This is a genomic window from Bradyrhizobium sp. in8p8, from assembly GCF_000426845.1.
In the GTDB taxonomy this organism is placed as follows: domain Bacteria; phylum Pseudomonadota; class Alphaproteobacteria; order Rhizobiales; family Xanthobacteraceae; genus Bradyrhizobium; species Bradyrhizobium japonicum_C.
In genome coordinates, this window is the sequence record NZ_AUGD01000002.1 from 508,426 (window position 1) to 533,044 (window position 24,619).

The 24,619-nt window shown below is 64.7% G+C and carries 23 protein-coding genes; 12 read left to right on the forward strand and 11 right to left on the reverse strand.

The window, feature by feature from the left end; translation table 11 throughout:
* The first annotated feature begins 6 nt into the window (after positions 1–6).
* Together K408_RS0107915 and K408_RS0107920 are read left to right on the forward strand one after the other, a co-directional pair.
* Entirely contained in the window at positions 7–555 is a 549-nt protein-coding gene (locus tag K408_RS0107915) for a dihydrofolate reductase family protein (protein WP_024338071.1), read from the forward strand.
* Between the two features lie 408 nt (positions 556–963).
* A complete protein-coding gene (locus K408_RS0107920; protein WP_024338072.1) occupies positions 964–2,082 on the forward strand; it encodes a helix-turn-helix domain-containing protein in 1,119 nt (372 codons plus the stop codon).
* Between the two features lie 3 nt (positions 2,083–2,085).
* Here the strand turns inward: K408_RS0107920 and K408_RS0107925 are convergent, their stop codons facing one another.
* From K408_RS0107925 to aspS, 3 genes are all read right to left on the reverse strand, one after another.
* Positions 2,086–2,538, reverse strand: a complete 453-nt coding sequence (locus K408_RS0107925) for a DoxX family membrane protein (protein ID WP_024338073.1) — start codon at positions 2,536–2,538, stop codon at positions 2,086–2,088.
* Between the two features lie 179 nt (positions 2,539–2,717).
* Positions 2,718–5,027 (reverse strand): NADP-dependent malic enzyme, encoded by a 2,310-nt coding sequence (locus tag K408_RS0107930; protein ID WP_024338074.1) that lies wholly within the window; start codon positions 5,025–5,027, stop codon positions 2,718–2,720.
* Positions 5,028–5,352: 325 nt separating this feature from the next.
* On the reverse strand, positions 5,353–7,125 hold the full coding sequence (gene aspS, locus K408_RS0107935; RefSeq protein WP_024338075.1) for an aspartate--tRNA ligase: 1,773 nt from the start codon (positions 7,123–7,125) through the stop codon (positions 5,353–5,355).
* Positions 7,126–7,320: 195 nt separating this feature from the next.
* On the opposite strand from aspS, the gene K408_RS0107940 reads away from it, so the two are divergent.
* From K408_RS0107940 to rnd, 6 genes are all read left to right on the forward strand, one after another.
* Positions 7,321–8,793, forward strand: coding sequence for a protein adenylyltransferase SelO (locus K408_RS0107940; RefSeq protein WP_024338076.1), 1,473 nt, complete (start codon positions 7,321–7,323; stop codon positions 8,791–8,793).
* Positions 8,794–9,017: 224 nt separating this feature from the next.
* Complete coding sequence (locus K408_RS0107945; protein WP_024338077.1) at positions 9,018–9,872, forward strand: phosphodiesterase; 855 nt, start codon at positions 9,018–9,020, stop codon at positions 9,870–9,872.
* Positions 9,869–10,819, forward strand: coding sequence for a carbohydrate ABC transporter permease (locus tag K408_RS0107950; RefSeq protein ID WP_024338078.1), 951 nt, complete (start codon positions 9,869–9,871; stop codon positions 10,817–10,819). Before K408_RS0107945 ends, K408_RS0107950 begins: the two co-directional genes overlap by 4 nt.
* Positions 10,816–11,685, forward strand: coding sequence for a carbohydrate ABC transporter permease (locus K408_RS0107955; protein ID WP_024338079.1), 870 nt, complete (start codon positions 10,816–10,818; stop codon positions 11,683–11,685). Before K408_RS0107950 ends, K408_RS0107955 begins: the two co-directional genes overlap by 4 nt.
* 10 nt (positions 11,686–11,695) lie before the next feature.
* Positions 11,696–13,027 carry an ABC transporter substrate-binding protein gene (locus K408_RS0107960; RefSeq protein ID WP_024338080.1) on the forward strand — a complete coding sequence of 444 codons (1,332 nt, stop codon included), beginning with the start codon at positions 11,696–11,698 and terminating at the stop codon, positions 13,025–13,027.
* A gap of 409 nt (positions 13,028–13,436) precedes the next feature.
* Positions 13,437–14,585: a ribonuclease D gene (gene rnd / locus K408_RS0107970; RefSeq protein ID WP_024338081.1), complete on the forward strand. Its 1,149-nt coding sequence runs from the start codon at positions 13,437–13,439 to the stop codon at positions 14,583–14,585.
* Between the two features lie 113 nt (positions 14,586–14,698).
* Here the strand turns inward: rnd and K408_RS0107975 are convergent, their stop codons facing one another.
* The 5 genes from K408_RS0107975 to K408_RS0107995 form a co-directional block, all read right to left on the reverse strand.
* On the reverse strand, positions 14,699–16,081 hold the full coding sequence (locus K408_RS0107975; RefSeq protein WP_024338082.1) for an aspartate aminotransferase family protein: 1,383 nt from the start codon (positions 16,079–16,081) through the stop codon (positions 14,699–14,701).
* Between the two features lie 171 nt (positions 16,082–16,252).
* Positions 16,253–16,423 carry a hypothetical protein gene (locus K408_RS42670; RefSeq protein ID WP_196232358.1) on the reverse strand — a complete coding sequence of 57 codons (171 nt, stop codon included), beginning with the start codon at positions 16,421–16,423 and terminating at the stop codon, positions 16,253–16,255.
* Positions 16,424–16,446: 23 nt separating this feature from the next.
* Complete coding sequence (locus K408_RS0107985) at positions 16,447–17,010, reverse strand: isochorismatase family protein (RefSeq protein ID WP_024338083.1); 564 nt, start codon at positions 17,008–17,010, stop codon at positions 16,447–16,449.
* A 25-nt stretch (positions 17,011–17,035) separates the two neighbouring features.
* Positions 17,036–17,656, reverse strand: coding sequence for a GNAT family N-acetyltransferase (locus K408_RS0107990; protein ID WP_024338084.1), 621 nt, complete (start codon positions 17,654–17,656; stop codon positions 17,036–17,038).
* Entirely contained in the window at positions 17,643–18,260 is a 618-nt protein-coding gene (locus tag K408_RS0107995; protein ID WP_024338085.1) for a hypothetical protein, read from the reverse strand. The genes K408_RS0107990 and K408_RS0107995 overlap by 14 nt, the downstream gene beginning before the upstream one ends.
* Before the next feature lie 71 nt (positions 18,261–18,331).
* On the opposite strand from K408_RS0107995, the gene K408_RS0108000 reads away from it, so the two are divergent.
* Positions 18,332–19,372, forward strand: coding sequence for a LysR family transcriptional regulator (locus tag K408_RS0108000; RefSeq protein ID WP_024338086.1), 1,041 nt, complete (start codon positions 18,332–18,334; stop codon positions 19,370–19,372).
* Between the two features lie 18 nt (positions 19,373–19,390).
* On the opposite strand, the gene K408_RS0108005 is transcribed toward K408_RS0108000, so the two are convergent.
* Positions 19,391–20,548 carry an autotransporter outer membrane beta-barrel domain-containing protein gene (locus K408_RS0108005; RefSeq protein WP_024338087.1) on the reverse strand — a complete coding sequence of 386 codons (1,158 nt, stop codon included), beginning with the start codon at positions 20,546–20,548 and terminating at the stop codon, positions 19,391–19,393.
* A gap of 378 nt (positions 20,549–20,926) precedes the next feature.
* Here K408_RS0108005 and K408_RS0108010 point away from each other — a divergent pair, with 378 nt between their 5' ends.
* The gene (locus K408_RS0108010) at positions 20,927–21,133 is read left to right on the forward strand and encodes a cold-shock protein (RefSeq protein ID WP_024338088.1); all 207 of its coding nucleotides are present in this window, start codon (positions 20,927–20,929) and stop codon (positions 21,131–21,133) included.
* 88 nt (positions 21,134–21,221) lie between these two features.
* Here K408_RS0108010 and purN read toward each other — a convergent pair whose 3' ends face one another.
* Together purN and purM are read right to left on the reverse strand one after the other, a co-directional pair.
* The gene (gene purN, locus K408_RS0108015) at positions 21,222–21,875 is read right to left on the reverse strand and encodes a phosphoribosylglycinamide formyltransferase (RefSeq protein ID WP_024338089.1); all 654 of its coding nucleotides are present in this window, start codon (positions 21,873–21,875) and stop codon (positions 21,222–21,224) included.
* A gap of 14 nt (positions 21,876–21,889) precedes the next feature.
* Entirely contained in the window at positions 21,890–22,963 is a 1,074-nt protein-coding gene (gene purM, locus K408_RS0108020) for a phosphoribosylformylglycinamidine cyclo-ligase (protein ID WP_024338090.1), read from the reverse strand.
* 156 nt (positions 22,964–23,119) lie between these two features.
* Between purM and K408_RS0108025 the strand changes: the two genes are divergently transcribed.
* Together K408_RS0108025 and K408_RS0108030 are read left to right on the forward strand one after the other, a co-directional pair.
* A complete protein-coding gene (locus K408_RS0108025) occupies positions 23,120–23,662 on the forward strand; it encodes a CDP-alcohol phosphatidyltransferase family protein (RefSeq protein WP_024338091.1) in 543 nt (180 codons plus the stop codon).
* A 139-nt stretch (positions 23,663–23,801) separates the two neighbouring features.
* Positions 23,802–24,479: a P-loop NTPase family protein gene (locus K408_RS0108030; RefSeq protein ID WP_024338092.1), complete on the forward strand. Its 678-nt coding sequence runs from the start codon at positions 23,802–23,804 to the stop codon at positions 24,477–24,479.
* Positions 24,480–24,619: the final 140 nt, after the last annotated feature.

Sequence of the window (24,619 nt, forward strand, 5' to 3'; positions counted from 1 at the left end):
AGGCAATTGTCTTTCCGCATCGAAGGCTACGTCATCGTCTCCGCGGACGGCATGCTTGCCGACGCCGATCGCGTGATGCCGGACAGCCTGAAGTTCGAAGGCGACAAGCTGTTCTTCGAGCAGGCGCTCGATCGCGCCGCGCTGATCGTGCATGGTCGGCACTCGCACGAGCAGCAGCCGAATTCGCCAAAGCGCAAGCGGCTGATCCTGACCCGGAAGATCAGGGATCTCACCGTCGATCCGGAGATGCCGAATGCGACGCTGTGGAATCCGGAGCATGCCAGCTTCGAGGCGGCCTGCGCCTTCGCGGATGTCGCCTCCGGCACGGTCGCCATCATCGGCGGTCCGGTCGTGTTCGACATGTTCATGGACCGCTACGATACGTTCTGGCTGTCGGAAGCCCCGCATGTGCGGCTGCCTGGCGGCGAAGGCTGTTTTGTCGATGTCCCCGAGCGAACGCCCCATGAGGTGCTGGCTTCGCACGGAATGAAGCCGGACGCGCCGTACCTGCTCGACGCGGCGCACGAGGTGACTGTCACGCCGTGGCGACGGTGAGTCTCCGATCGAAATCGGAAAACAACCCCATGCACAGTACCGGCAACCAGATACCTCTTCGTATCCTGTTCGAATGTCGGTCATAATGGGTCCCGCCGCCGGCCGGCGCAAAGCCGGCTGGCATATGTGCCGAGGTCCGATAATCGGCCCCGACGGCGGTGATGGCGCTATAGCCAATGTCCGCGCCGATGCGTCAAGACGGGCTCACGGCCGAGACACACCGTATCAATAGACTGAGACGAAAGCGCAAGACTGGATGGGCATTGGAACGAGGCGGCCCGCCTCAGAGAGGCCGCAGATGGTGCACGAACGAGCCATTTCCCTTTGCCGCATATCAACTTCCACCCGGACATGATTGCCCAGCCGACCTCCCGCGTCTAACGTCGCCCCAGACGCGACAAGGCCAGCATGACCGACCACGGTACGACGACGACAGGTCCGGCAGACGCCTCCGGACTGACTGACGACGCAGCCCCGATTTCCTCCTTTTTGCCCGCCTTCGGCTTCACCGCCGATCAGATGGATGGGGATGCGAACGTCGCCGCCTGGCGGGAGGCCGTCGCCACGCTGTTCGAGATCGACGAGCTCGCCGCGGGCGAACCGGGCCCGTTTCGCGCCGACATCCGCTCCTACGCCATGGGGCCGGTGCTGATCGGGTTGAGCCGAGCCAGCGGCCAGCGTTTCCGCCGGACAGCTGAAACGATCGCGCGCAGCGGCGTCGACCATATCATCCTACAGCTCTACGTGACGGGCGGCTTTGACGGCGTCGCCGGCGACCGGCCGATGCAGGTGGGCGCTGGCGACATCTGCCTGTTCGACCTCGCCCAGACCCTGGAGACCCGGGCGACGCCATTCGAGAACGTCACGCTGGTCGTACCGCGTCCGATGTTCGGCCCCCATCTCCTGCGCGTCGACGATTTGCACGGCCTCGTCCTGCCGGGCAGCAGCGTGATCGCAAGGCTCCTGGCGGGACATCTCACCGCCCTGTTCGAATTCGCGCCGCGCATGACGCTCGACGAATGCCAATCGGTGGTCGAGGGCACGGTGTCGCTGGTGGCCGCCTGCCTGCGCAACGAAATCGAACGTAGCGATATCGACGCAGGTCATCCTGGCGCCGCGAACCCGTCCTTGATGCGGATCCGCCAATACATCGAAGCCGGACTTGCCAGCGAGGATCTGTCGGCCACTTCGATCGCGGACCATTTCGGCCTGTCCCGGGCCTCACTGTACCGACTGTTTGCGCCCGTCGGCGGCATCGCCGACTACATCCGCAGCCGCCGGCTGCACCGCGCCTTCTTCGATCTCGCCAATTCGGGCGGCCGAGGCCTGCGCATCAGCGAGGTCGCCCGGCGCTGGCAGCTCGGCAGCGACGCGCATTTCGCGCGCTCGTTCAAGGCAGCCTACGGCATCACGCCCCGCGCGGCGCGCGAGGCCGCATTGCTCGGCCTGCAGCGCGGCACCGATGCAACGAACAGCGCAACGATTTCCCGCTGGATGCGCGAGATCGCTCCACCGAGAGCGGATTGATCGCTACACGTCGCCGTAGGCCGCCTCGGCCGGACGCGTGGTGCGGCCGTAGCCGATGATCATGCAGAGCGCACCGATGATCGACAGGTTCTTGAGCGCATCGACCAGCATCTTGGCGTTGTCGGGCGCCGCCATGTTCCAGAAGTCGTAGAACATCACGGTCGCGACGGCAACGTAGATGATCAACAGCGTCGCGAAGAAGCGCGCGCCGAAATTCAGTGCGATCATCAAACCGGCCAAGATCTCCAGTGCTCCGATCGCGATCGCCAGCAGCTGCGGCGTGGTCATCGCGGTCGCCGCCTCGACCTGCTTGGCATAAGGCGCGACCGCGTCGGGCACCACGAGCTTGGTGGCGATGAAGTCCGCGGTGGCCTGGATGGCGAACAGCTTGGTCGCGCCCGTGTAGATGAACAGCACGGCGAACAGGATTCGCCCGAAAGTCACGAACGCTGGCATGATCGGCCTCTTGGTAGGAGCGCTACGGCACGGAACGCGTAAGTGGATTATGAAGAGTCGTGCGTCGGTTTACAAACGAGGAAATGGAGAGCTGGCAAGGAATTCAAAGTTGCCGGTCTCTTCCCTTCTCCCCTTGTGCGAGAAGGGACAAGCACCTCGCGCGGCGCAGCAGCCTGCCGCTACGTAAACAACGTCGGCTGCTGCCGGGCTGCGCGCTCCTGCGCTTCCACGACCGCGACGGCCGTCATGTTGAGGATGCCGCGCGCGGTTACCGACGGCGTCAGGATATGCGCGGGGCGCGCCGGGCCAATCAGGATCGGGCCGACGGGAAGCGCGTCCGCCAGCGACTTGATCATCTGATAGGCAACGTTGGCGGTGTCGAGGGTCGGCATGATCAGGATGTTGGCCTCGCCCTCCAGCTTGGAGTGCGGCAGCACCATTCGCCGAGCGGCGGCCGAAAGCGCGGTGTCGCCCTGCATCTCGCCGTCGGCCTCGATCTCCGGATGCTTCTCCTTCAACAGCTGGGTCGCTCGCCGCATCTTGCGCGAGGACTCGGTGTCATAACTGCCGAAATCCGAGTGCGAGACGAAGGCGATCTTGGGCTTGATGTTGAAGCGCTGCACGTGAACCGCCGCGAGCGAAGCGATCTCCGCGAGTTCTTCCGCGCTCGGGTTGGGCCGCACCTGGGTGTCGGCGATGAAGAAGGCGCCTTTGCTGGTGATCAGAAGCGCAAGCGCCGCATAGTCGCTGATCCCAGGCGAGAAGCCGACGATCTCGCGGACATGGCGCAGATGGCTCATGTAGCGGCCCTCGACACCGCAAAGCATGGCGTCCGCCTCGCCGCGCACCACCGCAAGCGCGGCGATCACGGTGTTGTTGGTGCGCACCACCGTCCGCGCTGCATCCGGCGTCACGCCGCGACGGCCGGCGACCTCGACGTAGGATTGCACGTAGGAGCGGTAGCGCGGGTCGTCCTCGGGATTGACGAGGTCGAAGTCCTTGCCGGCGCGGATCGACAGGCCGAAGCGATTGATGCGCGCTTCAACGACGGAAGGACGGCCGACCAGGATCGGCCGCGCCAGGTTCTCCTCCAGCACCACCTGCGTGGCCCGCAGCACGCGCTCGTCCTCGCCCTCGGCATAGATCACGCGCACCGGCTGGGTCTTGGCCTTGGCGAACATCGGCTTCATGACGAGGCCGGAGCGGAAAGCGAAGCGCTCGAGCAGCGCAGTGTATTCGTCGAAATTGGTGATCGGGCGCGTCGCCACGCCGGACTCTATCGCGGCCTTCGCCACAGCCGGCGCGATGCGCAGGATCAACCTCGGATCGAACGGGCTTGGGATCAGGGACCCCGGGCCGAAGCCCTGCGTCTCGCCGGTGTCGAACCCCTGCGCGACCGCATCCGACGGTGCCTCGCGCGCAAGCTGCGCGATGGCCTCGACCGCGGCCTGCTTCATCTCCTCGTTGATTGCGGTGGCGCCGACATCGAGCGCGCCGCGGAAGATGAAAGGAAAGCAAAGGACGTTGTTGACCTGGTTCGGGTAGTCCGAGCGGCCGGTGCAGATCATGGCGTCGGGGCGCGCCTTTCGTGCCTCCTCAGGCATGATCTCCGGCACGGGATTGGCGAGCGCCATGATCAAGGGCTTGTCGCCCATGGCTTTCGCCATCTCGGGCTTGAGCACGCCGGGTGCCGAGAGCCCGATGAAGATGTCGGCGCCGCCGATGACGTCGGCGAGCGTGCGCTTGTCGGTCTTCTGCGCATAGACCGCCTTCCAGCGGTCCATCGAGGTATTTCGTCCCTCGTGCACGAGGCCGTCGATGTCGCAAACCCAGATGTTCTTGCGCTGTGCCCCCATCGACACCAGCAGGTTCAGCGTCGCGATCGCGGCAGCCCCCGCGCCCGATGCAACGATCTTGACCTCGGACAGCTTCTTGCCGTTCAGCCTGAGGCCGTTGGTGATGGCCGCCGCGACGATGATGGCGGTGCCATGCTGGTCGTCATGGAACACCGGGATCTTCATGCGCTCCTTCAGGCGCGCCTCGATCTCGAAACATTCCGGTCCGCGGATGTCTTCCAGATTGATGCCGCCGAAGGTCGGTTCGAGCGCGGCAACCGTCTCGACCACGCGGTCAATCGTGTCGGCGGCAATTTCGATATCGAACACGTCGATGCCGGCGAATTTCTTGAACAGGACCGCCTTGCCTTCCATCACCGGCTTGGACGCCAGCGGGCCGATATTGCCGAGGCCAAGCACTGCGGTGCCGTTCGAGACGACGGCCACCAGATTGGCGCGTGTGGTGAGCGTGGCCGCCTCGGCCGGGTTCTTGGCGATCTCTGTGCAGGCCGCGGCAACGCCCGGAGAATAGGCCAACGCGAGATCGCGCTGGTTGGCAAGCGGCTTGCTCGCCTGGATCTCGAGCTTTCCGGGGCGCGGCAAACGATGATAGGCCAGCGCCGCCTGGTGGAGATCATCAGAATAGGACGACATGCGGTGTCTCGCCTCGCGTTACCGGCCTTCAATCAAGTGCCCCGGCCAGCCGCCACATTGCGGTATTCCGGCTCATGGAAACCGGATGAAGCACGGCCGGCCGCCCGGTGGCAACATCCGAATGCGATCTGGTCAACAGACTATCCGCGCCGTCATTGCGAGCCATCGGGTCCGCGCAGCGCGCGGCCCGATGACAGGCTCCGCGAAGCAATCCAGAGTCCCTCCGCGGAAACATTCTGGATTGCTTAGCTGCACTCGCAATGACGATGTTGCGGCACCTGGCGCAATACTTGTCGTATGGCGTCGCGGTGCCATAGCGGCCCGCTCACTTCTGCGGCAGGTTCACCCGGATGTGCAGCTCGCGGAGCTGCTTGGTGGTGGCCTCCGATGGCGCGCCCATCAGGAGGTCCATCGCCTGCTGGTTCATCGGGAAGAGCGAGATCTCGCGCAAGTTGGTGGTGCCACAGAGCAGCATCACGATGCGATCGACGCCGGCGGCCATGCCGCCATGCGGCGGCGCGCCGTACTGGAAGGCGCGGTACATGCCGCCGAAGCGCTCGACCACTTCCTGCTCGCCGTAACCTGCGATCTCGAACGCCTTCACCATCGCTTCCGGCACGTGGTTGCGAATGCCGCCAGAAGCGATCTCGTAGCCGTTGCAGGTGATGTCGTACTGGAACGCCTTGATCGTCAGCGGGTCCTGCGACTTGAGCGCGTCGAGGCCGCCCTGCGGCATCGAGAACGGGTTGTGCGAGAAGTCGACCTTCTTGTCGTCCTCGTTATACTCGTACATCGGGAAATCGACGATCCAGGCGAGCTCGAACCGCTCCTTGTCGGTGAGGTTCAGTTCCTCGCCGACCTTGTTGCGGGCAAGGCCAGAGAACTTCCAGAACTTGTCGGGATCGCCGGCGACGAAGAAAGCGGCGTCGCCTTCCTTGACGCCGAGCTGCGCGCGGATCGCAGCCGTGCGCTCGGGCCCGATGTTGTTCGCGAGGGGACCTGCGCCCTCGCCGCCCTCGCGCCACATGATGTAGCCGAGGCCGGGCTGTCCCTCGCCCTGCGCCCACGAGTTCATGCGGTCGCAGAACGCGCGGCTGCCGCCGCCCGGTGCCGGGATCGCCCACACCTGGTTCTTGGGATCTTCGAGCATGCGCGCGAACACCTTGAAGCCGGAGCCGCGGAAGTGCTCGGAGACGTCCTGCATCTCGATGGGGTTGCGCAGGTCCGGCTTGTCGCTGCCGTATTTGCGCAAGGCTTCCGCGAACGGAATCCGGCGCCAGCCCTTCGTGACCGGCTTGCCCTTCGCGAACTCCTCGAACACGCCGGTGATGACGGGCTCCATCGCCGCGAACACGTCTTCCTGCGTGACGAAGCTCATCTCGACGTCGAGCTGGTAGAACTCGCCCGGCAGACGGTCGGCGCGCGGATCCTCGTCGCGGAAGCAGGGCGCGATCTGGAAATAGCGATCGAAGCCCGACATCATCAGCAGCTGCTTGTACTGCTGCGGCGCCTGCGGCAGCGCGTAGAACTTGCCGGGATGAATGCGCGAGGGCACCAGGAAGTCGCGCGCACCCTCCGGCGAGGACGCGGTCAGGATCGGCGTGTTGAACTCGAAGAAGCCCTGCCCCTCCATCCGCCGGCGCATCGACTTGATGATCTCGACGCGCGTCATGATGTTCTGGTGCAGTTTTTCGCGACGCAGGTCCAGGAAGCGATATTTGAGCCTGATGTCTTCAGGATATTCCTGGTCGCCGAACACCGGCAGCGGCAGGTCGCCGGCCGGGCCGAGCACCTCTATCTCGCTGACATAGACCTCGACCTTGCCGGTCGGCAGGTCGTCGTTGTCGGTGCCCTCGGGGCGGCGGCGCGCCTTGCCGTCCATCCGCACCACGCATTCCGAGCGCAGCTTTTCGGCCAGCGAGAACGCCGGCGAGTCCGGGTCGACCACGCACTGGGTCAGGCCGTAATGGTCGCGCAGGTCGATGAACAGCACGCCGCCATGGTCGCGGACGCGATGGACCCAGCCCGACAGGCGGACCGTCTCGCCAATGTTGCTCTCGCGGAGCGCGCCGCATGTATGTGACCGGTAGCGATGCATGGTCGTCCCAAAATCAATGTCAAAGGAAGCGAATCGAACCGCCTGTCACGGCCGGTCCGAAGTTGCGGCAGGGTTTACCCGACGGGACCCAAGGCGGCAACCAAGGGAACGCCCTGTTTTGGACCTCCACTGCCATTTTTGGCTTATCAGAGTCCGAGCCTTTGCCATCAGGCGTTCCAGCCCTATCTTAAGCCCATGACGGTCCATTTCCCCTTCCAGAACTCCTATTCGGCACTGCCGGACAGCTTCTTTGCCCGCGTCGCGCCGACCCCGGTCGCCGCTCCCCGGCTGATCAAGCTGAACCGGCCGCTGGCGCTCCAGCTCGGGCTCAACCCCGACCTGCTGGAGACCCCGGAAGGCGCCGAGATCCTGGCCGGAAAGACGGTTCCCGCCGGGGCCGAGCCCATCGCCATGGCTTACGCCGGCCACCAGTTCGGTCATTTCGTGCCGCAGCTCGGCGACGGCCGCGCCATCCTGCTCGGCGAGGTGATCGACAGAGACGGTGTCCGCCGCGACATCCAGCTCAAGGGCTCGGGCCCCACCCCGTTCTCCCGCCGCGGCGACGGCCGCGCCGCGCTTGGTCCGGTCCTGCGCGAATACATCGTCAGCGAAGCGATGCACGCGCTCGGCATTCCCACCACGCGCTCGCTCGCTGCCGTCGTCACCGGCGAGCACGTCATCCGCGAGACCGCGCTGCCCGGCGCGGTGCTGACCCGCGTCGCCTCCAGCCATATCCGCGTCGGCACCTTCCAGTTCTTCGCCGTTCGCCGCGACACCGAGGCGATCCGCCGGCTCGCCGACCACGTCATCGCGCGCCACTATCCGGACCTGCTTCATGCCGAGCGGCCCTACCACGCCCTGCTCGCAGCCGTCGTCGAGCGCCAGGCCAATCTGATCGCACGCTGGCTCCTGGTCGGCTTCATCCACGGCGTGATGAACACCGACAACTCGTCGATCTCGGGCGAGACGATCGACTACGGTCCCTGCGCCTTCATGGACGCCTACAACCCCGCGCAGGTGTTCTCCTCGATCGACGAGATGGGCCGCTACGCCTATGCCAACCAGCCGCGCATCGGCCTGTGGAATCTGACGCGCCTCGCCGAATGCCTGCTGCCGCTGTTCTCGGACGAGCAGGAGAAGGCGGTCGCGGAAGCCCAGGACATTCTCGGCGCCTTCTCCGACACGTTCAGCGCGGCGTATCAGGCGGGCCTGCGCAGGAAAGTCGGCCTCTTCACGGAGCGAGATGGCGACGAGGCACTAATCCAGGACCTGCTCGACGCGATGGCCAAGAACCAGGCCGACTTCACCCTCACCTTCCGCAAGCTCGGCGACGCGGCGGCTGGCGACGCAGCCGACTCGCGCGCGCAGTTCATGGAGCCCACAGCCTTCGACGAATGGGCCGGCCGCTGGCGCGCGCGTCTCGCGCTGGAGCCGCAGAGCGCCGCCGAGCGGCAAGCCGCCATGCACGCCGTCAACCCGATGTTCATCCCGCGCAACCACCGCGTCGAGGCCGTGATCCAGGCCGCGGTGAACGACGACGATTACGCGCCGTTCGAGGAACTGGTGAAGGTGCTGGCGAAGCCGTTCGAGGATCAGCCCGAGTACGCCGCGTATGCCGATCCCCCGCTGCCGGATCAGCGGGTGCTGCAGACGTTCTGCGGGACGTGAGCCACAAACTCGGTGCGAGGGTGGATCAGCCGAAGGCGTCATCCACCACTTCCCACAATACGCGGCAAATAAAGAGGTGGATTTCACTTCGCTAATCCACCCTGCGACGTCCGCGCTTGTGGACGCCGGAACCGCTGTCATCAAACTGAAACACACGCGCTCTAACCGCCTGTCAGGGTCGTCTTGCCGGAGGCGCCCATCCTTCAACAGTCCTGACAAGCGCCATGCCCTTCAAGTTCATCCACGTCACTGACACGCATCTCGCAAATCCCGGCTCGACGCTCTATGGCCTCGACCCGCGCGCCCGGTTGGATGCGGCGATCGCGGACATCAACAAGCACCAGTCCGATGCTGCCTTCGCAGTGGTGACCGGCGATCTCACCCATTGGGGCGAGCCGGAGTCCTACGTCAACTTCGCCGAGGCGATGGCCGCGTTGAAGATTCCCTACATCGCGATGGTCGGCAATCACGATCGCCGCGTTACCTGCCTCGACGCGCTGAAGGCCGCGCCGCGCGATTCCCACGGCTTCGTGCAGGGCACGCGCACGACCGAGCATGGCCTGTTCGTTTTCCTCGACACTCTGGACGAGACCAGCCATGCCGGCGAGATGTGCGAGAGGCGCCTCGGCTGGCTGGCGAGCACGCTCGCCGCCGCGCCTGCCGACATGCCGTTCGTCGTGTTCATGCACCACCCGCCGTTCCCGGTCGGCGTGCACGCGATGGACGAGATCGGGCTGAAGCAGAGCGCGGAGTTCGCCGAGGTGATCGCGCCCTACCGTTCGCGCATCCGTCATCTGTTCTTCGGCCATGTGCACCGGCCCATCTTCGGCAGCTTCGGCAAGATCCCGTTCTCGACGCTGCGCGGCACCAACCATCAGGTCTGGTTCGAGCTCGACCAGAACGCACCGCACCTCGCCAGCCACGAGCCGCCGGCCTACGGCGTGGTGCTGATCGACGACGAGAACCTCGTCGTGCACAGCCACGATTTCCTCGACGAGAATCTGCGCTTCCCCTTCGCCCCGCCGGCGGGAATGGACGGCCGCGATTACGCGCTCAATTTTCCCGGCGCGGTGAAATGAGCCTCGCCGAACCCGCGGCTCTCCCGGTCGCGACCTCGGCGGCGCCGCGACCGCAAGTCCTGAAGCGCTTGACGAGCAGCTTCAAGGCCTCGCTGCCGGCCTATCTGCTGCTCTTGCCTTCGCTGGTCTTCCTCGCGCTGTTCACCTATGGCGCGATGGGGCGCGTGCTCATCGATGCGCTCTATCAGCGCACGACGCCGAAGGCGCCCGTCCGCTTCGTCGGGCTCGACAACATCAGCGCCGTACTTGCGGACCCCGCGTTCACCGGCGCCGTCGTCAACAATCTCATCTACGCCGTCGCCACCACGATCCCGAGCATCGCCCTTGCGCTGTTGTTCGCGCTGGCGCTGTCGCGGACCCACGCCGTGAGCAGCGCGTTGCGCGCCGCGCTGTTCCTGCCGGTGCTGATCCCGATGGTCGCGGCGTCCGCGCTGTTCCTGTTCATCTTCCTGCCCAATGTCGGCCTGCTCGACTATTACATCGGCCGGCTGCTGCCGGTGCTGCCGAACTGGCTCGGCGATCCCGACATCGCGCTCACTGCGATCATGATCATCACGGTCTGGAAGAACGCCGGCTATTACATGCTGTTCTTCCTCGCCGGCCTCCAGGCCGTGCCCGAGGACGTCATGGAGGCCGCGCATCTCGATGGCGCGGGGCCGTATCGACGCCTGCGCCATATCATCCTGCCGGAGCTCAAGCCGACCTTCCTGTTCGTCACCGTCATCGCCATGCTCAACGCTGTGACGCAGGTCGACCACGTCTTCGTCATGACCCAGGGCGGGCCATCGAACTCGACCAATCTCGTGCTGTTCTACATCTACCAGCAGGCGGTCGAGCATTACGACATCGGCAAGGCCTCGGCCGCGACGCTGCTGACGCTTGCCGTGCTGATGGGTCTCACCGCACTTTCCTTTCGCACCCTGGCGAACCGCGAGGGCGGGGCATGAAGCTGTTCGACCGCCTGTTCAGGGACGCCCCGCTCGCCACGCGCGGCGAGATCACGCCCAAGCTCGGCTTTGCGCTGACCGTGCTGCTCGCCATCGTCTGGCTGATCCCGTTTCTCTGGATGGGCGTGGCGACGTTGCGTCCGCCGTCCGACGGCATCAACCTGATGGCCGAACTGCTGCCGAGCCTCAACCCGACGCTCGACAACATCAGGGATGCCTGGGAGATCGGCGATTTCCCGCGCTACACGCTCAACACCATGATCATCTGCGCCGGCATTTTGCTGGTGCAGTTCGTCACGATCACGCTGGCGGGCTTTGCCTTCGCGCGCCTGAACTTCGCCGGCAAGACGCTGATCTTCTACCTGTTCCTGATGCAGCTGATGCTGGTGCCCGTGCTGCTGATCGTGCCCAACCTGTCGCTGGTGGCGCAGCTCGGCCTCTACGACACGCTCACCGGCGTCATGATGCCGTTCTTCGCCTCCGCCTTCGGCACCTTCCTGATGCGCCAGGCGTTCGAGGCGATCCCGACCGAGCTGGAAGACGCCGCACTGATCGATGGCGCCGGCCTGCTCCAGCGCATCCGCCACATCTACGTGCCGCTGTCGATGCCGAGCTTCTCGGCGTTTGCGATCATTTCCGTGACCAGCCACTGGAACGACTTCCTGTGGCCGCTGATGGTGATCAATTCGCCGGACAAGCGGCCGCTCACGGTCGGCCTCTCCGTCTTCACCAAGACCGCCGAGGGCACGCAGGCCTGGGGCACCATCGCGGCCGGCACGCTGATGGTGATCGCGCCGCTGCTCGTCACCTTCCTGATCTTCCAGAAGCGATTCATCAGCTCTTTCGTCACCTCAGGCATCAAATAGGAGATTTCCGATGCTGTTCTCCCGCAGGCTCATGCTCAGCCTTGCCATCGCAGGCACGATGGCAGGCTCCCTCGCCGTCCCGGCGAAGGCTGAAGGCCCGACCGAAATCGACCTGTTCTTCCCCGTCCCCGTCGACGGCAAGCTCGCCCGCGACATGGGCACCCTGATCAAGGAGTTCAACGAGACCCATCGCGACGTCAAGGCAACCGCGGTCTACACCGGCTCCTATGACGACACGCTGATCAAGACGCGCGCCGCGATCAAGGCCGGCAAGCCGCCGGCCGCCGTGATCATGTCGGCGAACTTCCTGCTCGATATGCAGATCGAGAACGAGCTCACCAACCTCGACAGCCTGATCGCCGCCGACGGCAGCACCAAGGAGAAGTTCCTGGGCCAATTCTTCCCGGCGCTGCACGGCAACGCGGTGATCAACCGATCGGTCTACGGCGTGCCGTTCCACAACTCGACGCCGCTGCTCTACATCAACGCCGACAAGGCCAAGGAAGCCGGTCTTGATCCGAGCAAGCCGCCGCAGACCTGGGCCGAGCTCACCGACTGGGCCAAGAAGCTCACCAAGCGCGACGGTGACAAGGTGACCCAGTGGGGCATCGCCATTCCCTGCGCCTATGATTATTGCGGCTGGATGATGGAAACGCTCACCATGAGCAATGGTGGGCGCTACTACAATGAAGAGTTCGGCGGCGAGGTCTATTACGACACGCCCTCGATGCTGGGGGCGCTCACCTGGTGGAACGACCTCGTCTACAAGCACAAGGTCCACGCGCCCGGCGCCACCCCCGGCCCGGCCGTCAGCACCTCCTTCATCTCAGGCAATGCCGCGATGATGATGCTGTCGACGGGCTCGCTGACCTACGTTCGCGACAACGCCAAGTTCGCCTACAAGGTCGCCTTCATCCCCCGCAACGTCCGCAACGCCGTGCCGATCGGCGGCGCCTCGCTGATCGTGCCGGCAGGGCTCGAGGCCGACAAGCAGAAGGCCGCCTGGACGCTGATCAAGTGGATGACCTCGCCCGAAAAGAGCGGCTGGTGGAGCCGCGCCACCGGCTATTTCGCGCCGAACATGGCCGCGTACAAGACACCCGAGATGGTCGACTTCCTGGGCAAGAACCCGGACGCGAAGACCGCCGTCGATCAGCTCGACGTCGCAAAGCCCTGGTTCGCGACCTACAAGACCGTCCCGGTGCGCAAGACCCTTGAGGACGAGGTGATGCTGGTCCTCAACGGCAAGAAGCAGCCGAAGGAGGCTCTCGCTGCCGCGCAGAAGGCGGCCGACGAGACGCTCAAGCCATACAATGCAGAGACGTCGCTGAAGCTGCCGTAAGGCCGCTTACGACGACGAAGAGCTTCGGCGCTCCGCGATGCGGGGCGCCGAAATCGTTTGGGCACTCCAATCCATTAACCGCCTGTCCACCATCCCATCCGCCCCGCTGCCGGTAACCACGAGAATTAACAGACCCTCAACAGACCCCCGACAAGTCTAGCAATGTTTCTGGAGGTTTCGCCGTGGATCTGTTGGTTATCGAGTTCCTGGGACTGGCTCTGGTCGTCATGTGCGTGCTGGTGGTGGCGCTGCCGTGCGCCCGGAAATCCTCGCAGCGCGTGCGATACGAGTAGGTCTTCGGCGGAGAACAGCGATTCCGGCCCGATTGCAAGGCTCGAATTCGCATCGAGCCCCTTGACATCACAGCACTTTCGGCAGAACGGCTGATGGCAAGTGTCATGGGCCGTTCATGGATTTGATTACCACCACCGCTGACCTCGCGGCTGCCTGCAGCCGACTGGCCAAGCACCCCGTCATTACCGTCGATACCGAGTTCCTCCGCGAGACCACCTATTACCCGCTGCTGTGCGTGGTGCAGATGGCCAGCCCCGAGGAGGCCGTCGTGATCGACGCGCTGGCCGAGGGCATCGACCTCAAGCCGTTCTTCGAGCTGATGGGCAACGAAGGCGTTCTGAAGGTCTTTCACGCCGCCCGTCAGGACATCGAGATCGTCTGGCACCAGGCGGGCATCATCCCGCATCCGGTGTTCGACACCCAGGTTGCCGCGATGGTACTGGGCTACGGCGACAGCATCGCCTATGACGCGCTGGTCGAGAAGGTCACCGGCCACCGCCCGGACAAGACCCACCGCTTCACCGACTGGTCGCGGCGACCGCTGACCAAGGAGCAGATGCACTACGCAGTCTCCGACGTCACGCATTTGCGCGAGGTTTTCGCAGCGCTTGACGCCGACCTGAAGAAGCGCCGCCGCAGCGAGTGGGTCTCCATCGAGATGGAGGTGCTGACCTCGCCCCGCACCTATGATTTCCACCCCGAGCGCGCCTGGGAGCGGCTGAAGACGCGGGTGCGCAAGCCCAAGGACCTGGCGGTACTGATGGAGATCGCGGCCTGGCGCGAGCAGGAGGCACAGAGCCGCGACGTGCCGCGCGGCCGCGTGCTGCGCGACGAAGCCGTCACCGACATCGCGACCCACGCGCCGACTACGCTGGAGAAGCTCGCGCATCTGCGCTCGGTGCCGAAGGGATTCGAGAAATCCAAATGGGGCGCGGACATCATCGCCGCTGTCGAGCGCGGGCTGGCGCGGGATTTCTCGAAGCTGCCCAAGCTGGAGAAACCGCGCAACAATTCCAACGGCGCCGCCATCGTCGAGCTGCTGAAGGTCTTGTTGCGGATGACCGCGGAGCGCCACGCGGTCGCAAGCAAGGTGATCGCGACCGTCGACGATCTCGAGGAGATCGCGGCGGACGATGAGGCCGACGTGCCGGCCCTGCGCGGTTGGCGCCGCGAGCTGTTCGGCGACGCCGCGCTGAAGCTGAAGCGCGGCGAGCTCGCACTGGCAATCGAGAAAGGCCGCGTGATCGGGGTGCAGCGGGCCTAGGCTCGGTGCTCCACATCGTCATCGCAAGCGTACCGAAGCAATCCAGACTGTTCCGGCGGTCTGGATGGCTTCGTCGCTTCGCTTCCTCGCCATGACGAGGAGAGAGCGAGACCTTACGCCGGCGTCAGCTTGGCCACTTCGCCCTTCATGTCGTTCAGCACGCCCGAGATCGCGACGATCAGCTCGTCGATCTGGGCCTTGGTCGTGATCAGCGGCGGGCAGATCGCGATGGCATCGAGCATGTTGCGCGAGATCACGCCGCGCTCCTGGAGCATGCGGCTGGCGATGCCGCCGACGGCACCGGGCGTGCTGGCGGCGCTCTTGCGTCCCTTGTCGAGCACGAGCTCGATCGCTGCGATCATGCCGACGCCGCGGACCTCGCCGACCAGCGGATGGCTGGTGAGCTCGCGCAAGCGGCCCTGCATGTAGCCGCCGAGCTCGGCTGCGTGGGCGACCAGGCCGCGCTCCTCGATGATCTTGAGGTTTTCGAGCGCGATCGCCGATCCGACCGGATGGCCGCCCGCGGTGAAGCCGTGGCCGAGCACGCCGATCTTGTTGCTCTCGTCGGCGATCGGCTCGAACATGCGGTCGTTCATGATGATCGCCGAGAATGGGAAATAGCTGGAGGTGATCTGCTTGGAGACCACCATCGCATCCGGCTTTATCCCATAGGTCTCGCAGCCGAACATCTTGCCGGTGCGGCCGAAGCCGCAGATCACCTCGTCGGCGACCAGCAGGATGTCGTACTTCTTCAGGACCGCCTGGATCTTGTCCCAATAGGTCGCCGGCGGCACGATGACGCCGCCCGCCCCCATCACCGGCTCGCCGAAGAAGGCCGCGATCGTATCAGGCCCTTCCTTCTGGATCAGCGCATCGAGCTCTTCCGCCCGCCGCGTCGCAAACGCCTCCTCGCTCTCGCCGGGCGCACCGTCCTTGTAGAAATGCGGCGAGCCGGTGTGCAGGATGTTGGGCAGCGGCAGGTCGAAGGAGCGGTGATTGTTCGGCAGGCCCGTGAGGCTGGCCGATGCAATCGTGACGCCGTGATAGGCACGCATGCGGCTGATGATCTTCTTGCGCTGCGGCTGGCCCAGCGAATTCGAACGATAGGCGATGAGCTTGAGGACGGTGTCGTTGGCCTCCGAGCCGGAGTTGGTGAAGAACACCTTGCTCATCGTGACAGGCGCGATCGCGACCAGCTTCTCGGCGAGGTCGATCGAGGGCCCGTGCGATTTGGCCGAGAACGTATGGTAGAACGGCAGCGCCTGCATCTGCTTGTACGCAGCCTCGACCAGCCGCTTCTCGTTGAAGCCGAGCCCGACGCTCCACAGGCCGGCCATCGCTTCGAAATAGCGCTTGCCCGCCGCGTCGAACACATAGGGTCCCTCGCCACGCTCGATCACCAGCGGACCAGCCTGCTGATGAGCGCGCGCGTTGGTGTAGGGATGGAGCTGATAGGCCACATCCCGGGCCTCTTGCGAATTGGGCAGCATGGACATTTGCGCAGATCCTTGAAAGCGTCACCTCGCCGGAGCAGCCGGCGTCATCACTCGATGGCACGCACCTTGGCTATTGCCACAGCGCAAAACTTGCAACGCTAATTCGTCGGCAGCAGCCGCCCAGCAGCGATGCACAAAGCCGCACACGGCCGGCCCGCGCCGCGGCAGCCCTCACGCCGCGCCGTCGTCGTCCCCACCGTCGGTGGCGGCACCGGCTTCCCTCACCTCCACCAGGGCCATCGAGAGCAAATAGGCCGTCGTACGAAGACCAAGCCTGCGCGCCCTCTCGGCGGCACGCGACAGATCGTTCGCCAGCTCCCTGAGTTCGTCTCCCCGTGACAATCCCTCACCCCGTCGGCGGCCACCTAAACCGCAACAGCGCCGCTGGTTCTGATCAGTTCGGCGCTGGACTGGACTGTAGCAAAATTCCCGATGACATTCACCACCGCATTCCTGTAGGCGGCTGCATCATCCGTGCCCGGCTGCCGGCAAGCCACGGCGTCAATGACCACTTGGTAGCGGTGACTGCGGTGAAACCCGTCAACGGCCGTGGCCAGGATGGTCTCGTCCAGCGAGAAGCCGATCAGAACGCACCGCATCGCCCGGATACTGGACATATGATCCACGAACCGCGCCGAGCTGTAGGCCGACGGCAGTGGATGCTCGAACGTCATCTCTCCCGGGTGCGGCTTGGTTTCTGCGATCCAATCGGTCAGCCTGGATGCCGGATTGAACCAAGCCGCCTGTGCGATACGCTTCAGATGCATAACCGGCCACAGATTGCTGCGCCACAGCATCAGGAGTTCCAGGCAGCGCGCCATTGCCGCATCGCCGTCAAAGATGACATGGCGGCGGCCGGGGGTCAGATATTCGACCTGAAGATCCGCACAGATCAGGATCGGCGGATCATCATGGATGGACGTCAGCATTGTGTTGCGCAGAGCTGCACCAGTTTCAGCGGTCGGCGAGTGCGAGGTCCCGCAGCGGCGAGGTCACCGCCCGCCCCGCCGAGGCATCGAGGACGCCGGGCCGATCCCAATCGCCCTCAGGACGGATGATCACATAGGGATCGCTGTCTAGCGTGATGGCGTCCGGGCCGGGCTCGATCTCCAGCAACATCTCCGTATAGGAAAAATCCGAGAAGGTGATCTTGCGGTTGTGACCGAGCGGCTTGGCGCCGAAATGGGCCCAGAAATCGACCAGCCGGTCCTGCGCCTGGCCATAGATCTTGCGAAAACCCTTGCGCTTCACATAGTCGACACTGGCCTGCACCAGCTTGAACGAAACGCGTGAGCGGCGGTATTGGTGCCGCACTGCCAGGCGTTCCACCTTGGCGAAATCGCCGAAGAAGCGCACCCGCAGGCAGCCCGCGGGCTCATTGCCGACGAAGCCGATGAAATGCGCGGCGACCATGTCGTTACCGTCGAACTCCTCCTCGAAGGGACAATCCTGCTCGGCGAGATAGACCGCCGAGCGGATGGCGGTCACCAGCATGAGATCATTTGGATCGCGCGCGAGGCGGATGGTGATCGCGCGGGAACAAGGCTTGGCGACAGGAATCCTAGTACCGTGCATCTGCAAAGCTCCTTGATTGGATCATCGCGCCCGGCATGCGCATCGGCTGCCGATGCCAGGGACGCTCGTAACACCACAGGTCGGGTTGAAAGCTCGGAACGGGCGCAAAGCCTGTCGCCCTCATGATGTCGCGTCCGGCCACCGTTGAGGGCTGCGCATAGCAATCCGCGCCGCGAAACCTTATCTGCCTGAGATGAGCCGCGGCCTTGCCGAGACCGGCGATGCCGCGCCCCGTGGCGGCGATCGCCCAGATGTAGATAGCAGCGACGTCCTCGTTCGCCGACGCGAGATAACGCGTCTCCGGCGCGGTGAGGCAGATCTCGTCGAGCAGCAGCGCATCGTGGCCGCGGTCATTGAGAAACAAGAAGGCCATGCCGCCGACGAGCTTGCCTTTCCGGCTGAACGTCAAAATGCTTTGAGGATCGAGAGTGAAGTATCGCGCAAGCTCCACCGTTCCGATCTGCACGCCCGGCACCAGCCGGCGCGCCATTTCCGAAAGTGTCGCAATTTCGGAAAATTGCGCACAGCGAACGTCGACATCCGGGCTCAGCGGCAAGGCATCGAAATCATGCCTTGCGGCAAACGAGCCCCTTTCCATACTCATATCACGCCTCTATCGTTCGAGGCTTTCGTGCCCCGCTATGGCCATGAGCTTAGCGGCTGGGGATCAGGAGTATGCAGCAGTTATTGCACCGGGGTGCTGCGATGATGCAGCACCGTGAAGAAGCCCTGGATGCGTCCTGGGACGATTTGAAGCTGTTTTTAGCGTGCGCAAAATATAAAAGTTTTCGCAATGCGGCCGAAGAGCTCGGCCTCACCTCCACGACCCTGATGCGCCGCATCGACCGGCTGGAAGAGAGCATCGGGTGCAAGCTGTTCCTGCGCGACCAGAGCGGACTCACGCTCAGCGATGAAGGCACCGCGATGATCGCCGACGTTGCACATATGGAGCGTCATGCCTTCAACGTCTTCCGCCGCGCCTCGCGATCGTCGAGCGACACGTCAGGCACCGTGCGCGTCGCTGTGACGGAAGGCCCCGGCAATTTCTGGATCCTGCCACGACTGATCGATTTCCAGAAGACCTACCGCAAGATCACGGTCGATCTGCGTTGCGCGATGGAGCAGGCCGACGTCGCGCGGCTTGAATCGGACATTGCCATCCAGCTCGAACCGCCGACCAATCCCGACCTGATCGTTGCCAAGCTCGGCCGCCTGCACATCTATCCTTTCGTCTCCAAGGAGTACCAGAACCTCTACGGCGTCCCGGCGACGCTCGCTGAGCTGAAGAACCATCGCATCATCAAGCAGAGCGCGCCGCAGGTCGACGACGGCGCCTATGCTCGCGTGCTCGGATTGAACTCGCTCGAGGGCATCGTCGGGATCAAGACCAATTCGTCGGTCGGCGTGCTCTACGCCGTCGAGCGCGGCGCCGGCATCGGCTTCCTGCCGACCGTGTCGATCGCGCTCGGCGCGCCGCTCGTGGCCGTCGATCTCGGCGTCAGCCACCACGCCGATCTGTGGCTGACCTATCACAAGGAGTTCCGCAGCTCCGAACGTCACAAGATCGTAGTCGACTGGCTGAAGAAGATCTTCGATGCCAGGACCTATCCCTGCTTCCGCGACGAGTTCATCCATCCGGACGCGCTGGTGCCGATGATGACGGCTGCGCGCGAAGGGTTTGGTTTGGCAGGCTATGTTGCGGCGACGCCGACCTGAACGCAGGCGAGCGTCGGCTCACCATTTGTATTCGAAGCCGGCCGTGCCCTGATGCGAGGTCAGTTCGTTGCGGAACTTGCCGTCGTAATTGACGTAAAGCCGTGCCACGTTGGTCAGGCTGAGCGAGGCCGAGGCACCGGCATCCATGCCGTAGCGGCTCTCGCCGATGCCGGGGACAATGATGCTCTGGGCGCCCAGGCTGACCTGAACCGACCCCAGATCCTGGTAAAAATTGTCGACGAACTTGCCGTAGGCCGAAAGGTCCAGAACCTTCTGCTCAATGATGAAATAGCGGCCGACCTCCGCCCCGATCATCACACGCGCGCGAGAGAGCGCCGTTGAGCCGACGTTGAGCGGGGCGAGGCCGCCGGCCTCCTGAAACGCGGCGCTCGTGGCGCGCACATATTCGAGCGCGCCCTTGGGCACGATGCGCATCTGGTCCTTGGTCCAGTAATAGCTGATCTCGGTCAGCGCGCCGTCAACGGCGGCGCGATAGCCCGCGGTCGCAAGGCCGAGGCCGGTGTCGCGGGAGGAATGAACCTTGCCGAAGCCGTGCACCACGGCAAAGGCCCAAGTCCAGGGGCCCTTGTCGGCCGAGCCGCTGAAGCCGAGCTGGGTCAGGTCGAGCGTTGCGGATTGCAACGCCAGCGGCACATCGATGTCGGTGTGGCTCTGGTCGATCGAAAAGCCGATGTTGACGCCCGGCGCAAGCCGCGCGCCGAAACCGGCGACGCCGCCAACGGTCTTGCGCTTGTCGCCGACGAAGTCACCTTGCGCATCCGTCCGGACAGAGATTCCGTAGCCCTCGAACCAGGTGCGGTAGCGCGGATCTTCCGTGCTCGCGGACGCGCCGCCGCCGCCGGGATTGGTGCGAAACGCGCGGTTGATACCGCCTGAAGCCTGGTTGCCGAGCCGCTCCAGGAACCCCGAGCCGAGGTTGAGCGCGCTGTTGCCGGCCGACTGATCGTAATTCGTCGACATCGGCGACGGGATCGGGGTCGGTGACGGCGTGGGCGTCGGGGTCGGGGTGGGCGTTGGGCTTTGCGCGAAGCTCGGGGTCGCTGCCGCCATCATCACGACCACCGCGAACGCCATTGCGATCGCAGCCACGATCCGGGGAACGCGGACCAGCCCGATCGTCTGCCGTGTCCCGGAGAGCTGCGCGGCGCAGCGCATGACGATGAATCCCGAAGCAAAGTGGCGGCGCGCGAATACAACACGAACCCGCGGCGCGAGCGGCGATTTGTGCCGAACTACCCGGGAGCGTCAATCGGTCGAAGCGCTGCGACAGGGCCTATTGCCTTCGATTGTGGTTCCGCTGCCACAGGTCGTAAATTGCAGACGAACAGGCCCGCATCGGCCTTGAAATCCGCGCGCAGCTTGCTCGCGCGCGATTTTCATGTTGCAATGCTGGACACAATCGGAATTGGCCGCTGCGCTGTGCGTTTCGCGACGTTGAGACTCAAGACTCGAACAGACTTCCGGAAGCCCGCTTGTGGCGTGGCACGCGAAAAGCGGCCGCGTCTTTTTTGTATCTAGTGGAGGAGACTAGCGATGCCGCAAAAGGGCACCGTCAAATGGTTCAACCCGACCAAGGGCTATGGGTTCATCAAGCCGAACGGCGGCGACAAGGATGTGTTCGTCCACATCTCCGCCGTCGAGCGTGCCGGACTCTCCACCCTCAACGAGAACCAGGTGGTTGAATTCGACCTCGTGGAGAACCGCGGCAAATCATCCGCGGAGAACCTCAAGGTCTCCTGATGTCGCGCAGCGCGCGGGAAATCATGACGTTGCCCCCGGCTTTGCCGGGGGATTTTGTTCTTGGAGGCACCCAGACGCGGAGGGCGCTTCAGCTCACCACCGGCGCAATCAGAAAATTCTCCGACGCCGCGCTGCCCGCCGTCTTGCACACATCGCCCTCGATCCGGACCTTGCCGCTCGCGAGCAGCCGCAGCGCTTCGGGATAGATGCGGTGCTCGACCTCGAGGATGCGTTCCGACAGCGTATCCCCGGTGTCGTGATCGCCGACGGGAACCGCGCCCTGCATCACGATCGGGCCGGCATCGGTCTCGGGGATCACGAAATGCACAGTCGCGCCGGACAACTTCACACCGGCGCGCAAGGCCTGGCCGTGCGGGTCGAGGCCGGGGAAGGACGGCAGCAGCGAGGGGTGGATGTTGAGCATGCGCCCGTACCAGGCCTTGGTGAACTCGGCGGTGAACAGGCGCATGAAGCCGCCAAGACAAATCAGCTCGATGCCGTGCCGATCGAGGGCTGCCTGCAGCACTTTCTCGAATCCGGCGCGGTCCTTGCCGAACGGCTTGCTCTCGATCACCTCAGTCTTCACGCCGCTCGCCCGGGCCCGTTCGAGCCCGGGCGCATCGGCCTTGTTCGAGATGACGAGCGATATCTCCGCCGGAAAATCCGCAGCGGCGGCGGCCCTGATCAGCGCAGCCATGTTGGAGCCGCGCCCGGAGATCAGGATGGCGACCCGGCGCTTCATCACAGCGCCCGTCATTACAGCGCCAGATCGAGGTGGCCGTTATAGACGACCCGATGCTCGCCCTCGGCCGGGATCACGGTGCCGAGCTGCGCCACCGTCTCACCGGCGTCGGTGAAGACCTCGACGACCTGGTCGACCCTATCGGGCTCGACGATCGCGATCATGCCGATCCCGCAATTGAAGGTGCGCAGCATTTCCAGCTCGGCAATGCCCGCCTGCCCGGCCAGCCATTTGAACACCGGCAGCACCGGCAGGCGCGCGAGGTCTATGCCGACGCCGAGGTGCTTCGGCAGCACGCGCGGAATGTTGTCGGTGAAGCCGCCGCCGGTGATGTGGGCGAGCCCCTTCACCGCGCCGGTCTCGCGGATCGCGCGCAGGCAGGACTTGACGTAGAGCTTCGTCGGCGTCAGCAGCGCGCCGCCGAGCGTCATCACGGGCGCGAACGGCGCCTGCGCCGCGAAGCTGAGACCGGATTGCTCGACGATCTTGCGCACCAGTGAGAAGCCATTGGAATGCACGCCCGACGAGGCGAGCCCGATCACGGCATCGCCGGCCGCGATATCCTTGCGCGGCAGCAGCGTGCCGCGCTCTGCAGCGCCGACGGCAAAGCCGCCGAGGTCGTAGTCGCCATCCTTGTAGAGGCCCGGCATCTCGGCCGTCTCGCCGCCGATCAGGGCACAGCCGGATTCGCGGCATCCCTCCGCGACACCAGCGACGATCGCGGCAGCGGCCTCGGGGTCGAGCTTGCCGCAGGCGAAATAATCCAGGAAAAACAGCGGCTCGGCACCTTGCACGACGAGGTCATTGACGCTCATGGCAACGAGATCGACGCCGATGCCGCCGTGCAGCCCGGTCTCGATCGCGATCTTGACCTTGGTGCCGACCCCATCGGTAGCGGCGACAAGGACCGGATCCTTGAAGCCTGCCGCCTTCAGGTCGAACAGGCCGCCGAAGCCGCCGATCTCGGCGTCCGCGCCCGGCCGCGCGGTGGCGCGCACCATCGGCTTGATCAGGTCGACCAGGCGGTTGCCCGCGTCGATATCGACGCCTGAATCGGCGTAAGTGAGCCCGTTTTTGCGGTCGGTCATGCCCGATTTCCAGTGGGTTTGCGGCTGGTTACGTCGAATTCCGGGGACGCGCAATGGCTCGCATGGCGCCCCGCTCTATACTATGTAGATATCAACCGGTTCAGCCTCCCAAGGGGGGCGGATTCGAGGTCAAGCCGGGGCCGGGAAAGCGCTTTCGTGAGTATTCCGAACATCATTACCCTGGGCCGCATCATGCTGGTCCCGATCATTGTCTGGGCCATCGTGTCGAGCCAAATGGAGGTGGCGTTCGCCGTCTTCCTGATTGCCGGCGTCAGCGATGCCGTGGATGGTTTCCTGGCCAAGCGCTTCAACATGACGAGCGAGCTCGGGGCGCTGCTCGATCCGCTCGCGGACAAGGCGCTGCTGGTCTCGATCTACATGGCGCTCGGCATCTGGGGCGCGATACCGCGCTGGATCGTGATCCTGGTGGTCTCCCGCGACATCATGATCGTTGCCGCCGTGATCGTATCCTGGCTGTTCGACCGACCGGTCGAGATGAAGCCGTCGAAGGTGTCCAAGCTCAACACCGTGGCCCAAGTGGCGTTCGCGGCGCTGGTGCTGGCGGCGCTTGCCTTCGGCTTCAAGCCGGCCCCTTATGATATGATCCTGATGGGCCTCGTCACGGTCTTCACGCTCTCCTCCGTGTCGCTCTACCTCGTCGAGTGGCTGCGGCACATGAGTACGATCGAGGCCAAATGAGCCGGGATGCGGCCCCGCAAAAGGCCAAGTCTCGCAAGATCCAGTCTCGCAAGATCAAGGTCTCGCACGAACAAGTGCCGCACGATCAAGTCGAACCCTCTTCAAACGGGCCGGCGCGCCGGCATGGAGCAAAACAAGCGTGGCAGGCCGCGTTCACCCCCGACAATTGGCATTTTCGCTCCCGCATGCGGAGAGCCTCAGCCGGGACAACTTCCTCGAAGGCCCCGCCAATGCGGCCGGTCTCGGCCTGATCGACAGCTGGCCGGAATGGCCGAACCGGATCATGTGGCTGGCCGGTCCCGAGGGAAGCGGCAAGAGCCATCTCGCCGCGATCTGGGCCGAGGAGGCCGGTGCCCGCTCGACCACCGCCAATGCGCTGACCGCCGCCGGGGTCCCCGGTGCGCTCGCCACCGGCGCGCTGGTCGTGGAAGATCTCAGGGCAAACGATTTCGACGAGCGCGCCCTGTTTCACATGATGAATCTCGCCCGCGAGGACGGCGCCTACGTCCTCCTCACCGGACGCGAGGCGCCGGCCTCGCTGGAGATCGAGCTGCGCGACCTGCGCTCGCGTCTGCGTGCCGTGCCGGTGGTCACGCTGCAGCCCCCCGACGACCAGCTCTTTCGCGGCCTCATCGTCAAATTCTGCGCCGACCGCCAGCTCACCGTGGACGAGAGCGTAGTCAGCTACCTCGCCACCCGCCTGGAGCGGTCCTCGGCCGCCGCCCGGCGGGCCGTGGAGCTGCTCGACAGCGAAGCCCTGCGGCTCGGCCGCCCCGTCACCCGGGCGCTGGCCGCCGAGCTCTTGCGGGACGTCTGATTGGCCCGCCAGCCCCCAAGGCGCCTTGAGGCCGCTTGACGGGACCGAGGGGCGGAACATCAATGTCATCGAAACGTCATCGCTGTAACACATGCTCCCCGGGGTTTTGCGCATAAGTCGCAAAGTGAGGCGAGACAGGA